General features: G+C 42.1%; 11 protein-coding genes and 2 pseudogenes. 9 read left to right on the top strand and 4 right to left on the bottom strand.

Annotation, left to right across the window (positions count from 1 at the left end; translation table 11 throughout):
* The 3 genes and pseudogenes from LC653_RS40295 to LC653_RS40285 all read left to right on the top strand — a co-directional run.
* Nucleotides 1–248: pseudogene (locus LC653_RS40295) on the top strand (photosystem II q(b) protein); the annotation flags it as partial.
* Between the two features lie 525 nt (nt 249–773).
* Nucleotides 774–1862 carry a chorismate synthase gene (gene aroC, locus LC653_RS40290; RefSeq protein ID WP_229500920.1) on the top strand — a complete coding sequence of 363 codons (1089 nt, stop codon included), beginning with the start codon at nt 774–776 and terminating at the stop codon, nt 1860–1862.
* 591 nt (nt 1863–2453) lie between these two features.
* The gene (locus LC653_RS40285) at nt 2454–3239 is read left to right on the top strand and encodes a DUF928 domain-containing protein (RefSeq protein WP_229500919.1); all 786 of its coding nucleotides are present in this window, start codon (nt 2454–2456) and stop codon (nt 3237–3239) included.
* A gap of 242 nt (nt 3240–3481) precedes the next feature.
* On the opposite strand, the gene LC653_RS40280 is transcribed toward LC653_RS40285, so the two are convergent.
* Nucleotides 3482–6190, bottom strand: a complete 2709-nt coding sequence (locus LC653_RS40280) for a CHAT domain-containing protein (protein ID WP_229500918.1) — start codon at nt 6188–6190, stop codon at nt 3482–3484.
* 39 nt (nt 6191–6229) lie between these two features.
* Nucleotides 6230–6436 carry a hypothetical protein gene (locus LC653_RS40275; RefSeq protein WP_229500917.1) on the bottom strand — a complete coding sequence of 69 codons (207 nt, stop codon included), beginning with the start codon at nt 6434–6436 and terminating at the stop codon, nt 6230–6232.
* A gap of 351 nt (nt 6437–6787) precedes the next feature.
* On the opposite strand from LC653_RS40275, the gene LC653_RS40270 reads away from it, so the two are divergent.
* Nucleotides 6788–7237 (top strand): hypothetical protein, encoded by a 450-nt coding sequence (locus tag LC653_RS40270; RefSeq protein WP_229500916.1) that lies wholly within the window; start codon nt 6788–6790, stop codon nt 7235–7237.
* Here the strand turns inward: LC653_RS40270 and LC653_RS40265 are convergent.
* Nucleotides 7234–9201: a sensor histidine kinase gene (locus LC653_RS40265; protein ID WP_229500915.1), complete on the bottom strand. Its 1968-nt coding sequence runs from the start codon at nt 9199–9201 to the stop codon at nt 7234–7236. The two genes, LC653_RS40270 and LC653_RS40265, sit on opposite strands and share 4 nt — an antisense overlap.
* The gene (locus tag LC653_RS40260) at nt 9201–9869 is read right to left on the bottom strand and encodes a response regulator transcription factor (RefSeq protein ID WP_229500914.1); all 669 of its coding nucleotides are present in this window, start codon (nt 9867–9869) and stop codon (nt 9201–9203) included. Before LC653_RS40260 ends, LC653_RS40265 begins: the two co-directional genes overlap by 1 nt.
* A gap of 501 nt (nt 9870–10370) precedes the next feature.
* On the opposite strand from LC653_RS40260, the gene LC653_RS40255 reads away from it, so the two are divergent.
* The 5 genes and pseudogenes from LC653_RS40255 to LC653_RS40235 all read left to right on the top strand — a co-directional run.
* Nucleotides 10371–13340, top strand: coding sequence for a two-partner secretion domain-containing protein (locus tag LC653_RS40255; RefSeq protein WP_229500921.1), 2970 nt, complete (start codon nt 10371–10373; stop codon nt 13338–13340).
* Between the two features lie 327 nt (nt 13341–13667).
* Nucleotides 13668–13844, top strand: coding sequence for a DUF6888 family protein (locus LC653_RS40250; RefSeq protein ID WP_167407638.1), 177 nt, complete (start codon nt 13668–13670; stop codon nt 13842–13844).
* A complete protein-coding gene (locus tag LC653_RS40245) occupies nt 13841–14020 on the top strand; it encodes a DUF6887 family protein (RefSeq protein ID WP_229500913.1) in 180 nt (59 codons plus the stop codon). The genes LC653_RS40250 and LC653_RS40245 overlap by 4 nt, the downstream gene beginning before the upstream one ends.
* 240 nt (nt 14021–14260) lie before the next feature.
* Nucleotides 14261–14596 (top strand): hypothetical protein, encoded by a 336-nt coding sequence (locus tag LC653_RS40240; protein ID WP_229500912.1) that lies wholly within the window; start codon nt 14261–14263, stop codon nt 14594–14596.
* Nucleotides 14597–14855: 259 nt separating this feature from the next.
* Nucleotides 14856–15036, top strand: a pseudogene (locus tag LC653_RS40235) (hypothetical protein); the annotation flags it as partial.

The raw sequence follows: 15036 nt of genomic DNA, 5'->3' as shown, positions 1-15036 counted from the left end.
CTGTAATCGGAATCTGGTTCACCTCCTTGGGTGTAAGCACAATGGCGTTCAACTTGAACGGTTTCAACTTCAACCAATCAATCATTGATTCAAGCGGTCGCGTTATCAGCACTTGGGCTGATGTAATTAACCGGGCTAACCTGGGTATGGAAGTAATGCACGAGCGCAATGCTCACAACTTCCCCTTAGATTTGGCTGCTGGTGATGTTGCTCCTGTGGCTCTGACTGCTCCTGCTATCAACGGTTAATTCTGAAGCATCAACTAAATAATAAAGCGCTCTCCCAAATTGGGAGGGCGCTTTTTGTTTTTGTGAGTTTTGTTAAGTCAAAAATTTTCTTTAAATAAATACACAACGGTGTCATTAGGAAAACTTGGGAATTTGAATGTAGTGTTTATGAAGATGATACCGATACTTTTTATAGTAAAGTAGGGAAGGCAAATAGTGGCGAATTTGTAGTAAAATTAGGGATCTGGGATGATGTTTTTGGTGGTTATTACTTAAACATAGAAAATGGTTCTGAGGAAAAAGAAAAATTTGATGAACATACAGAGTCGCCAACATTTTCTGTTGATGAATATAAATTAATCCAGGAGTATTTAAAAAAGCTTGATGCAGCAAAATGGCAAACTAAGTCAGTTGATTTAGATGCTTTACCTGAATAAATTAGATTTAACATATTTTAATACAATAAATTTTGGCTAACCTTTTGGGCATTAACTTTTTGAATAAGTCTAGGTAGAATACATAAGCCTCACCTTTTTCCTCAAAATCATGGGCAATATTTTTGGTCATCTATTTCGCATTAGTACTTTTGGCGAGTCTCACGGCGGCGGTGTGGGGGTTGTGATTGATGGTTGTCCTCCACAACTAGAAATTTCGGCAGAAGAAATTCAAGTAGAACTAGATAGAAGGCGTCCAGGACAAAGTAAAATTACGACCCCTCGAAAAGAAGCGGATACCTGCGAGATTTTATCAGGGGTATTTGAGGGCAAAACTCTGGGAACGCCTATATCAATTTTGGTGCAAAACAAAGACACTCGTCCCCAAGACTACGACGAGATGGCTGAGAAATATCGACCTTCTCACGCCGATGCAACTTATGATGCCAAATATGGCATTCGCAATTGGCAAGGTGGGGGTAGATCCTCAGCGCGTGAGACAATCGGAAGAGTAGCAGCAGGTGCGATCGCTAAAAAAATTCTCCGTCAAGTTGCCAATGTCGAAATTATCGCTTACGTTAAGCGCATCAAAGACTTGGAAGGTGTAGTTGATCCAAATACTGTCACCTTAGAACAAGTGGAAAGCAATATCGTTCGCTGTCCCGATGCTGAATGCGGCGATCGCATGATTGAATTAATTGAGCAAATAGGTAGACAAGGTGATTCTATCGGCGGTGTAGTAGAATGCGTGGCGCGAAATGTGCCGAAAGGTTTAGGCGAACCAGTATTTGATAAATTAGAAGCTGATATCGCTAAAGGTGTGATGTCTCTCCCTGCTAGCAAAGGCTTTGAAATTGGTTCGGGTTTTGGGGGAACACTGCTAACGGGAATTGAGCATAACGACGAATTTTATATCGATGAGAGTGGTGAAATCCGCACACTAACAAACCGTTCTGGTGGTATTCAAGGGGGGATTTCCAACGGAGAAAATATCATTTTGCGAGTTGCATTTAAGCCGACAGCAACAATTAGAAAAGAGCAGAAAACTGTAACTCGTGAGGGCGAAGAAACGCTATTAGCAGCGAAAGGACGCCATGATCCTTGTGTATTACCGCGTGCAGTTCCAATGGTTGAGGCAATGGTGGCATTGGTGCTGTGTGACCATTTGTTACGGCATCATGGGCAGTGTAAGGTCTTGTAGTACACTTTGACTGACAAAAAATATTTATCGGAAATCAAAGGGTTTAAGACCCCAACCATTACACGTAGTATCATTTTCAGTCGGGGTTTAAATCCCCGTCGGAAAATGTCTAAAATGTTTGAATACTTCGACGCCGCCCTTCGGCTACGCTCAGGACAAGCTCAGTACAAGTTTTGAATTTTGAATTTTGAATTGTTAATTTCTTGGGGTGGGTATCTTAACTCGCCCTCTCAAAGAATCTTTAGACTCTGTGAACTACTTACACTGACTTTACTCCAAGTATAGTGTGGGGTTCTTTACTCATAAGTGAGTGCCTAAGCTTAAACTTTTGTCCAAGCTTTTCTTACAGGTTTTGATACGAGAGGGAATATCGCACATACTAGCGTACAGACAGTAGAATAATCTTGCATTGTAAATGTCACCATTTGAATACGGCTATCTTTGGCTGCTGAATTATCTGCCTTCTGCACTTTTACCAGACCAGCACTGGTTTTTGCAACACAACCGTATTTTCAAGCCCATCTGCACAATATAACTTGTTTAACCAGATATGTTCTTAAGACTTGTCCTAGCAACTTATAGAGGTAGAACATGGCTCAGATACTACGCCCTTCCCAGAAATATTTGAGTAAAAGCCTTTTTACATCTTCTATTGATATTGGCTTGAGCTTATTGTTATTGATGCCTACAACAGCCTTAGCTGAGGGGAATAACAATAATTCTAACGATCCTCCACCTCAGACTACGGGAACTTCAGGTGGCTCTAGAGGATGCGAAACTCAGTCCGAAATATCTTCAAGTAGCATTCCATCACTGATTTTGCTTGCACCTTCCCAAATTTATGGGCAAACTTTGGCAACCCGTCCTACATTCGCTTGGTTTATCAGCAATTCTGCCTCCTCGCAAATGGAGTTTCGGCTTTATGAGTATGACCAAGCTAGCAAACAATCTAAGTTGGTAAAAGAGATTAAAGACGAAAATTTTAAAAGTTCACCAGGAATTATGGTGCTATCTCTGTCTAGTCCAGAATTGTTAGTTGGTCGAAGATATCTTTGGCAAGTTGAATTAGTTTGTGATGTTAATCGTCCTTCAGGTAATCCATTTGCTACAGCTGCTATGAAAGTAATTCCAGTTCAACCAGATTTGAACAAGCAGCTGTCCCAGACTAATAACGTGCTAAACAAGGCAATCCTATATAACCAAGCTGATTTGTGGTACAACACTTTAGAAATTGCTTTAACCTCAAAGGATGAGCCGAAGCTAAGAGAATTAAAAATGTTTCTTCTAGAACAAGTAGCAAATGGATCTCAAACAGGACTGAAAGAACAAATTAAAGTAGAACTTACAAAAAGCACAATTCATCAATTGCAGCGCTAGTATAAACGTTTGAATTTCAATCAAAAAACATTTTAAAATTTCAAATTTAAGAGGATGTTTTAAAAGTGGCTGGCTGTAATTTTAGGCACTTGTTGATCCCCCCTAACCCCCCTTTTTAAGGGGGGAACCGGAATCAAAGTCCCCCAATTGATCGGGGGATTTAGGGGGATCTAACAACGTTTTGCTACCGACCAGAGGACTTTTAAAACATCCTCTAAGACAGTTATTAACTGTTCACTGATTTAAAGCCAGTTACCAATGAGAATGAATGGTGCCCAGTATCCAGGATGACTTTCGAGTTGCTGCTGATGCGCTTGCAGCCAAGCTATTTGAGTCGCCTGTAAAGCTCTAGCCTTACTTAGCCCACTGTGCCAGCTTTGATAAAATTTGGCAATCAGTTGCACTGTTGCTGCATCATCAACTTTCCATAGAGAGGCCATAGCACTTTGAGATCCGGCTTGGATGGCGATACCAGCTAGACCTAGAGTTTCACGATCGCTACCTACTGCTGTTTCACAAGCTGTCAAGGTCAGTAACTCTATGGGATTATTGCGATCGCGAGTATTACTAATTAGTTGATAAAGGTCGGTTATTGTCAATTTTTCATTATAAGTCTCAGTTTGGCGATATTTTTGATGTGCTTCCACTTTTTTACCAGTTACCAAAAACGTTTCTCTATCATCAATACCAAACTTGCCGTGTGTGGCTAGATGAATTACTGGGTAAGTATTTTTTTCTAACTCTTGTTGCAAGCGCTCAGATGTAAAGTCTTGATCTAGTAAGCCCTTGCTTTCAGGTAAACTGGTTGTAATAATATTAAGCTCTGATTTCACTTGACTGAGCGGCTCAAAAAATTTTGCACCCGCATTTGTTTCAACGGTAGCTGCCTGTGTCAAGCCAAAAGCCAATATTCGTAATTCTTGAGGGTTTGAGCGTGTTGGATTGGTTAGAGTCAGTGCTGGGGCAGTGGCGATCGCATACTTTTCAATCAAGAATTGCTTACCATCAAACAGTGCTGCCATCGGGATACTCCGAAGAATTCCATCTTGGATAAACACTAAAGTTTCAATTTTCTCTGTTTCTAAATCTTTAAGAAAAGGACGAATAAACCAGTCATACACTTGTTTTGCTCTGGCTTGATAACTGTTTTCCAAATCGGAGCGCTTTTCTAGTTTTATTCGTAGGTCATTGATTGCATCTTTGACCTCCTGACTCTTAGCAGGCACCCAAAAAAGTCGTGATTTAAATTTTTTCTGATCGTCACCCAAGGTAAGAATGATCGCAAGGCGCTCTTTCAAGATAATTGAACTAAAGACAGCAGTGTTTTTCCCCACTAATGGGACTGGTTGCTGAATCAGTGCTAAAGCACAATCATTACCTAAATAATTTTGTAGTTCTGCTAGCCTTAACTCATCTATGGCTAGAAGGACAAATTCTAAATTCTGTTGAATATCAGATTCTTGAACAAGATGCTCAGTTTGCTCTAGGCGTAATTCAAGCAACTCGCGGTAAACTGGTTCAACATTGTCTCGAAAGTCAAATTGAAAATCTCGCTGTTCTAAGCTAAGGTCGCTGCGGATACTTTTGAGGCTGTTAAAAGATTGTTCATAAAAATTAATCGCTTCTTTCACCCGACCTGTGGCTTTAGATAGGCGTGCCGCCTGCCAAGCCCACAAGTAAAGGCTCTCGTTTGCGACAGTGCCAATAAGCGCTTGTTGAGTAAAATTTATCGCTTGTTGATAATCTTGGAGACATTCATAAACATGTCCTAATCTGCCTTTGGCAAAAGATTCTGCCTCTCGATCCTGTATTTTTTGAGTGATTGTTACAGCTTTGTTGAGTAGCTGAACAGACTGAGGTAACAATTCTGACTTCAAGCATTGAGTTGCAGAGTCAGTAGTAACTGACTCGCTGTTTTGGTTCGGTTGTAGAAGATTAGCGAGTTGAATCGCCGCATAGGCTTTCTCACGGGAGTCGGGTAATTGTTCCAATAGGACGATCGCTTGCTGTAATGTATTGTTAACTATGGCTTTATCCTGGTGATGTTGGCGATAGTTAAGGCTAACTAGACCTAGTAGCGATCGCAGTTCGTTTACTTTGTCGTTTTGGCTACGAGCTAGATTCAGACTTTGTTCAAAATACTGTACAGCTTGCTTGTCATTACCAACAGTGGATTGCTGAAATTTTTCGGCAGCTTTCTTATCGCCTATCTCTTTGGCGAATTCAGCACGGCGCTCATTGCCCTTAGCCAGATTAGCGTAAGTATTAGCTAAACCATTGAGGGTAGACACTATGTAAGTTTGATTATCAATGCGCTGGGCGATTTCATAGCTGCGTTCAAAATCTTGAATAGCTTGCTCATACTCGCCTTGGAGACGATGAGCATTTCCCAGACTACCCCAAGCTGCTACTTTGCCTAGATCATCTGAGTGGTGGCGGGCAATTTCTATGGCACTATCTTGATTACAGGTGGCATTGATTTGATTTTGACCGCACAAAATCGCAACTGCCCGTCGGTGCTGTCCCAAGCTAATGTAGAGTTGAGCCTGTTCTGTCAGCATCCGTCCTACCTTTATCGGCTCGTTTGTTTGACGATAGTAAGCGATAACTTGCTTTAATTCGGCGATCGCTTCAGGTATTTGACCTACTTGTTGGTATGCTCTGGCAAGGTATGTCCGGACATTTATTTCGTCAGAATAATTACTGTGACGCTGTTGATTAGAAAGGGCTGCTTCCCAAGACTTGATTGCTCCTTGAATATCGCCAGCTTGATATAACTCAAGTCCTTGCTGTACTCGCTGTGTTAAAGCCAACGATTTAGCTGTTGTTATCTCTGCGATTCCTTTATGCCCAATTGTTAGGGTAGGATGTGCTAACCACAAGCATAAGGTGAGCGTTGTCAGAAAGAGAACTGTCCAAATGCGACGAACACGGTATGGCAAGCGTTGCATAATGGCATAAAGTAATACTTGAAAAAGTGGATTTCTTACTTAATCAGCGATCGCTTTAGGCAATGCCCAGTCTCGGTATTGCGATCGCATAACTGAATATAACTCCAATGTAGGTTGGGTTGAGGAACGTAGACCCGAAGGGGCTTCCCGCAGGGTAACCCAACATTTTCTTTCTCTTTGTTGGGTAACACTAAAGTTCAATGTCTGAGCCGTCCCCCCTTCTTCATCGCTACGGTGTACACACAAGTGCTGTCCACATACGTTTCAACTCTTTTACCCACATTTTTGTCAGAGTTAAACTGTCACACTTGCCGACATCCCGCCCAGAACTAAAGTTCAAGGCTAATAGCTGAAGTCCACTTAAGTGGACTGAATAATCAATTTAGTCCACTTAAGTGGACTTCAGCTATGAGACTCGGAATTCATTCCGAGGCGGGATAGAAACGCAGTGCGAGATTTATTAATAAAGATATGGCTGCGACAAGACTTGTGTGTACACCGTAGCTTCAAAAGGGGGGACTACAGGGGGGTTAAAACGATCTCAAATTCTCACGAATAATTTAGGACTGCTATATAAGCAACAGATACCTCGAAGTCGTGTTGAGGTACTTGAAAGTCGTGTTGAGGTACTTCAAAGTCGTGTTGAGGTACTTGAAAGTCGTGTTGAGGTACTTCAAAGTCGTGTTGAGGTACTTCAAAGTCGTGTTGAGGTACTTCAAAGTCGTGTTGAGGTACTTGAAAGTCGTGTTGAGGTACTTGAAAGTCGTGTTGAGGTACTTGAAAGTCGTGTTGAGGTACTTGAAAGTCGTGTTGAGGTACTTGAAAGTCGTGTTGAGGTACTTCAAAGTCGTGTTGAGGTACTTAAAAGTCGTGTTGAGGTACTTCAAAGTCGTTTTGAGGTACTTCAAACTTTGTCGCACCGCGATCAAGTACATAAGTGCGACGCCGAATAGCCCGCCTTCTCTACGAGACGCTCCGCGAACGGCATCGCTAGCGTCAAGATTGCTGACTCCTGAATTCAGAATAGCTGAATTCTTCTTCAATTAAAGCTTCCAATTGCCTAAATACAAAAATCGTTGCCACCAACTAGTTGCAATTGGCCAAGTTAATTCGCAGACAATACCCTGTGGAGAGTGAGGAAATCGTCGAAACTTGCCTCTCAATTGTCGAGCTAAATCTTGAGCCTGTTCTGTTCCCTGCCCGCCACGTTGAGAGCTTTTAGATATATTTGCAAATCCATTATCAATTATTTGCAGGCAATACTCTTTCGACGATCGCGTACAAATAACATCAAGCCGGGTAGCCCCTTGGGAATGTTTACCTACATTACATAAAGCTTCTTGCAAAAAAAGGTATAAGTCTCGCTTTTGATTTGCATTTAACTTGCACTCTTCTAATGGTTCAAAATTAGGAGGAATAAAACTGAGAATTGATCCAAATCCTTGAAAGTTTCTTTTTAAGGTAATGTCGTAGACATAATAAAGCATCTCAGCAATTGGAGTTTGCAAATCGAGAACTTCATTTCCCTCTAAATAAACACTATGATTGCGACTGAGCATTTCTTGACTGAGATACTCAGGAATAATTCGTAACTCTCGATTTAGTTGTTCAAGTTGCGATCGCAATTTCTCAGGCTCTATCTCTTCCTCGCCAAGATTCCTTAATATCACAGCTAGACTTTGCAGAGGCCCATTATGAATTGCTTCAAAAGAACGCTTCAGAGTTAAACTGCGCTGTTCGAGTAACGCTCTTAAATCTCGGTCAAAAAAAAATGTCGTTAATCCTGCACTCGTAAGAGCTAACAAGGTTGGTACTAAAGGAATCCACCAACCCAGAACAAGCCCAATAAAACAAATTCCGACGATTTCGATACTAATTACACCAAGGCTAAACAATGTCTTTGCAGGAGATTGCAGGATTAAACCCAGAATGATGCCGAGTAAACCCCAAGCTAAAACCCATAAATACTCCCAAATTTCTGACCATACTTTTAACAGTGGTCGTCTGTCTAAAACATAACTAATAATTTGGCTCGTGGCATGAGCATGAACTTCTACACCATAAATCCATTGGTATTGATTAGCAGACTCTTCAACTCCTAAAGCCCTGGTATAAAGTGTATTTTTGGCTGCGGAGGTGATAAAGTTATCTTTAATGCTGGGGGCAGTCATGCCAATAATGACAACGCGATCGCGAATCCAGCTAGGATCAATTTTTTTATTGAGGACATCTCTAAGGGATATGGTGCGAAAAGGTTGGGGATGAGAGCGAAAGTTAAGTAACACCTGAAAGCCATTGGCATCAGTTCCCACATATCCGCCAGAATTAGGAAGAAACCGAACTAGCTGACTCGAATCGAATTTGATGGGGTCATAAGAGCGACTGCCATGAGCAAACTCTATTCCTTGTTCGCGCAAATAAAATTGTGCTAGACGCAGAGGTAGGGAGTATTTCAGTTCTCCAGAGTAAGTTTTACTTGCCATTAAGCTACGTCGCAGCTTTCCATCCGGGTCTACGATGAAGTCTGCAAAGCCGACTCGTTCGGGAGGTAATTCCGGCGGTGGTTTAATATTAAAAGATTGCTTTTGATTTAATGCTACTTCAACTCCAATCAGATTTGGATTCTCTCTCCAGGCAGGCGCAAGCTCTGCATCAGCCGAATCACTTTTATCTCTAAAAAGGTCAAGACCGATGACTCTGGGTTTGTAGCTATTTAAGATGCTCAACATTTGGGCGATTTCCCGATCTGGTATAGGAAACCTACCTACATAGTTGATATCTTCTTCATCAATACCTACAATTACCACCCGCGAATCGATGGCTTCATTAGGTCGCAGCCGTAGCAATTGATCGAAAGCGAGCCACTCTTGCGATTGCAATAATCCTGTTGAGCGAACAAGCATAATTAATCCTACCACTGAGAGTCCTGGCAGCACTACTTCTTGCCAGAGTTTCAGTTGTTCGTGAAGTTTGTTCCATAAATTGCTTTGAGTCGAAAGTCCAAATTTCATCAGTTGATCAATCCAATTTTTCGAGCTGCGATCTCAATTTGAATTCTCAATTCTTTACCAGGTTCGTCATAGACACCCAAAGAATCTTGCAGTCTAATCCAGTAGTTTCGGACAGTGCGATCGCTCAACTTCATTTTTTGAGCGATCGCTTTATCTGTTAAGCCTTCTTGATATTTCAGCGTCAATACCTCGATCCATTTTCGGTCAAATTCTGGGCGCGATCGCAGTTCTGAAGATAAATAAATAGAGCCGCGTAATGCCAAGTCAACTAACTTTAACATTTCACGGAGCGGCAATGACTTATCCATAGCCGCAAAGCCACCTTCATAAGCATTAATTATCGGTTTTAGACGTACCAACGGTTTGACATTGGTACTCAGCACCACTAAATTAGGGGCGAGAGGGCTTGACATCAAAGTTTTGATCAATTGCATACCAACTTCAATCTGAGCTTGACCTTGAGGCTTTTCTGGCAGACATAAATCAACAATTAGCAAGTCTGGGTGATGACGTTCAAATTGCTGATATGCAGTCTGAGCATCCTGAGCAGCGAGGATTTCTGTTTCAGGATATTTCTCTTTGAGTGCTGGAATTGTACCTTGAAGAATTGCTTCATGGTCATCAATAACTAAAAATTTTTGCAAAGTTTGCTTTGACTCTCGGCTCATAACTGGTTTCTTTTTTAAGAGATTTATTTAACCTACCAAAACTATTAGAAAGTCTAACTTTTTGTTGCTATAATTTAACTTGCAATTTCAGTAAAACTTATCATCAAGACTAGGATACAAATAATTAACTGACCGCGTGTTGCAGTTTGAGGAATTTAGTTTTCCAATTTTGGAAAATCAGCACCTTAGTTAAGTAATATAGCAATTTGTTAAGCTTGATGACGTAGTATGAGCAAATAATTACTAATTCGTAATTCGTAATTCGTAATTAAATGGTTACAGAGCAAGTACTAAATCTTTGATTTAGTGGTCTTCAATCATTGGAGGGTACAGAGCAAGCACTGATTGTAACTACGAATTACGAATTATCAATTACGAATTATATTGACTACTGGTTGTGAGGAGTCTATAAGTCAAGTGAAAGCTAAATTAAGGTGTTATCAAAGCTGGAAATCGCTGCTATTTAGTTCTGGGGCGATAAGTATAATGGGATGCTGTGTGATGGGGTACGCCCCGGCTTTGGCGATCGCAATTCTAGTGACAATTAACCCTGTCAACGCTCAAATTGTTCCTGATAATACACTCTTAGTCAATTCCAGCGTCGCGCCAGGATGCACAGCTTGCACGATTGAAGGGGGAACGGTTCGGGGTAGCAACCTGTTCCACAGTTTTAGTGAGTTTTCTGTACCGACAGGTGGGGAAGCATTTTTTAATAATGATGCCACCTTGATTCAGAACATCTTCACTCGCGTTACAGGTAACTCAGCCTCTAATATTGATGGGTTGATTCGGGCAAATGGCACTGCAAATTTATTTTTAATCAATCCGAATGGAATTGTCTTTAATTCCAATGCCTCTCTAAATATTGGCGGTTCGTTTATTGCAAGTACAGCTAATAGTCTTAATTTTAGCGATCGTATTAAGTTCAGTACTGTAAATTCTCAAACTCCACCTTTGTTGACTATCAATGTACCCATTGGCTTACAATTTGGGACGAATCCGGGAAGTATTCAGGTACTAGGTTCTAGTTTAGAAGTTAATCCTGGTCAGACCTTAGCACTTGTAGGCGGTAATATGCAGCTTGATGGTGGGCAACTCCTAGCTCAAGGTGGAAATGTGGAGTTAGGAGGGATGGCAGACAATGGTACAGTTGATTTGAGTATTAATGGCTCAGACTTCGGTTTAAGTTTTCCTGATGGCGTTGAACGAGCTAATGTATCTCTGAGCAATGGCACTAATGTTAATGTACTCGCTGGTGCTGGGGGTAGTATTGCGATCAACGCCCGTTCCTTGGATATGACTGGAGGAAGTACACAGCTACGGTCAGGGATAGCATCAGGGTTGGGTTCTGTTGACTCACAGGCGGGAGATATTGAAATTAATGCAACACAGGCAATAAACCTGAATGGAAGTCGTATCTCTAATAGGGTGCAATCAACAGCTGTAGGTAACAGTGGTGACATCAATATTACGACCGGATCGCTTAGAGTCAGCAATGGCGCTATACTGAATACCGAAACCTCTGGAGTAGGGAATGCGGGCAGTATAAACATAGTTGCCCGTGATACCGTTTCCTTTGATGGGTTTGATGGGGCGAGTAGCTCCAAACCCACTGGGGCAATCAGCGCTGTACAATCAACAGGCGTGGGCAAAGGTGGCAACATCAACATCACAACTGGGTCACTCTTTGTTATGAATCGTGGCCAGCTGGTTGCTACCAACCGTGGTGGAAAGGGGGATGCAGGTAGGGTAGATATCGTTGCCCGCGATACCGTTGTCTTTGATCAAGGACTTGGTAATAACCCTACTGGAGCATTCAGCAATGTGTTCCCAAACGGGGTAGGCAACGGTGCCAGCATCAATATTACCACTGGGTCACTTTATCTGAGGAATGGCGGTGTACTGAATGTCAGAACCCAAGGAAAAGGAAATGCAGGCAGTGTGAATATATTTGCCCGCGATACAGTTTCCTTCGATGGGGTAAGTCCCAATGGCACATATGTCACCTCGGTAGTCAGCGCAGTGGAAACAGGAGCCGAAGGTCAAGGAGGCAACATCAACATCACGACCGGATCGCTTTCTGTAACCAATGGCGCTCAACTCAGTGCTGCCACCTCTGGAGTAGGGAATGCGGGCAATATGAATATAGTTGCTAGAGATACAGTCTCCTTGGAAGGAGCGGGTAAAAATGGAGTCCCCAGTGGAGCATACAGTAGTGTGGAATCGACAGGTATAGGCAAGGGGGGCGATATTAACATCACGGCCAAGATACTGTCTTTGAAGGATGGTGCTTTCCTAAGTGTTAGAACTAGTGGACAACGGGATGAAGCCGATGGGGGTAACATCACCTTGAGGGCTGATACATTAGAAGCCATTAGTGGTGGACAAATTATTAGCACCAGCAATGGTATTGGCAAGGCAGGTAATATTAACCTTAATCTCACTGACAGCATCACCCTTTCTGGTAGCGACGCTAACTATTTTGCTCGACTTGACCAATTTATTGCCCGATTAGATCCAAATCTAGTTCAAAATGTAGACCCTGTAAGTGGGCTGTTTGCCAATACATCTGAAACTTCTACAGGTAGAGGTGGAGAATTAACAATTAATACCAAGCACTTTAATATCCGAGATGGGGCACAAGTTACGGTGAGCAGTCAAGGGTCAGGAATTGCAGGCTCATTATTAGTTGAAGCTAACTCTATCTATCTTGACAACAAAGCAAAAATCAGTGCTGACACAAAAGGAGGACAGGGAAATATTAATTTGCTCGCACGCGATCTTTTACTCCTACGTCGAGGTAGCAGCATCACTACCAATGCCACTGGTGCTGCCACTGGTGGCAATATTACGATTACTACCGACAATCTAGTGGCTGTTCCTAAAGAAAACAGTGACATCAGCGCCAATGCTGAAAATAGCTTTGGTGGTCGAGTAATTGTCAATGCTTCTGGCATTTTTGGCACACAGTTTCGTCTACAACCCACGCCATTAAGTGACATTACAGCTAGTTCTGCTCGTGGTTCTGAGTTTAATGGCGTAGTGCAACTCAACACGCCTGATGTTAACCCTAGTCAAGGCTTAACTGCTCTGCCCACAAACATCATCGATACTTCCCAATTGATTGCCAATAGTTGCATTGCACGGAGTAAACGTCCAGAAGGGAAATTCATCATCACGGGGAACGGAGGTTTACCAGTGATGCCAGATGACCCCTCAATTGCACCCTATCAGACTTATCAGATTCCAACTGTCCAGAGCGCAAGTATCTCAACGCCACAAGAAAACGCTCTCGACCTGGAAGACTCTATTACTGGAAGCAAACCTCACAATCCTCCTAAATCTGCGCCACTGATTGAAGCTCAGGGATGGGTGTACGGTTCTAATGGTGAGGTGATTCTCACTGCCTTTGCACCTACTGTTGCTCCTCACAGTTCTTGGTTACAATTATCTACCTGTTCGGGTTCCTAAGTACAGCCCATCATAAAAGGGGTACGGAAATTTTAACTGTAGGTTGGGTTGAACTTAAGTGTTACCCAACAGAGGCGGGAGTGTTGGGTTTCGTTCCTCAACCCAACCTACAAAAAATAAAATTCCGACCCCTTTTTGCGGTGACTTGTACTAAGTACAGCCCATCATAAAAGGGGTACGGAAATCTTAACTGTAGGTTGGGTTGAACTTAAGTGTTACCCAACAGAGGCGGGAGTGTTGGGTTTCGTTCCTCAACCCAACCTACAAAAAATAAAATTACACCGAAATATCTCCTAACCGATTTAATTTTATTCAATGGTAAGAGGTATGGAACCGACCATCGAGCAACTTAAAGCATTCTTTGACTTTTGCGTTCGGGCTAGTAATTTGCTTAGAGATATAGCATTGGTTAGATTTGATCAGAGGACAAGCCGAATCGTGATTTTGATAGGCGAAACCATCCAAGTAGAAATTCTTAGTAATGGGGAGAACATTATCCGATGATAGACTATTTAACTCTTAATGAGCAAGAATTAAGACAATATGTGATATCAAACCCCCAGGATGAGGAGGCATTTCAGCATTACCTCAGCATCATGAGAGCGAAACCGGGGGTAGTGGTCAGCACTCCAGAACAATTAGAGGCTGAGTTAAAACGGCGTATTAATCAAGCTAGTTAACATAGAACCCGTTACTGACATTCCAGTAACGGGGTTTTTTCAATTTCGGGTTCCTAAGAAGTTTTAGTTATCTTCTTCAATTGACTTTCCAAAATTGGAAAACCAATTTCCTAACTTGACGATGTGCATCTAATCAAATTTATCTATTCTAAAAGAGTGAAGTGAAGGCGAACACCTAAAACGCCAGCGCCGCACAGATTCAACTTACTAACCTACCTTAATTAACTAAGGAGAAAAACAATGTCTCACATCAACAACCAAACCCAAGACCTCTACAGCATCGAATTGGTGCAAGACCTTGACCACGAAGCTGCTGCTACTGTTAGTGGTGGTGCCCTATACTTGTACGACAAGTATGGTCAAAAAGTGCTGATAGACGAGCTTACAGGCGCAGATCCCGATTTAGGCAGCGCTAAAAATAAAGCATCTTCCTACAAGGTAACGGGTACCAAAGATTGGAAGGTTTGGATTGAAGAGGGTTACAAACCAGGAAAAGGTAAAACTCTATATGCAGGCACAAGTGGTGACTTAACTGGTACCTATAACAACAACGTTGAGTCTGCAAAACCTGTATAATCAGCTCGGTTTTATTTCATACCGCAGACTAGAATGCTGAAAAACCTAAAACAGAAAAGAATGCTCTCACCTTCGCTTTTAGCTGAGTAACATCCTTTTCTTGTAGTTCGTAGGGGCGAGGTCGTTTTCGCTCCTACTTTTTCATTTCAATAAAGTTTTAGTTATCTTTTGAAATTCACTTTCTTTCCAAAATTGGAAAACCAATTTCCTAACTTGACGATGTGCATTTAATCAAATTTATCTATTGTAAAAGAGTGAAGTGAAGGCGAACACCCAAAACGCCAGTGCTGCTCTGATACTCGTAGCTATCTTCAAGGCAGAAGCTGCTACAGACTGCGCGAAACACCGAAACGTGAAGGCAGAAGTTACTACTCTTAAGGCGGAAGCTGCTACAGACTGCGCGAAACACCGAAACGTGAAGGCAGAAGTTACTACTCTTA

This window comes from Nostoc mirabile CHAB5784 (assembly GCF_020829645.1).
Classification (GTDB): Bacteria; Cyanobacteriota; Cyanobacteriia; order Cyanobacteriales; family Nostocaceae; genus Nostoc; species Nostoc mirabile.
The sequence above is the reverse complement of the archived record's forward strand: the minus strand, read 5'-3'. Positions and strand labels throughout refer to the sequence as shown.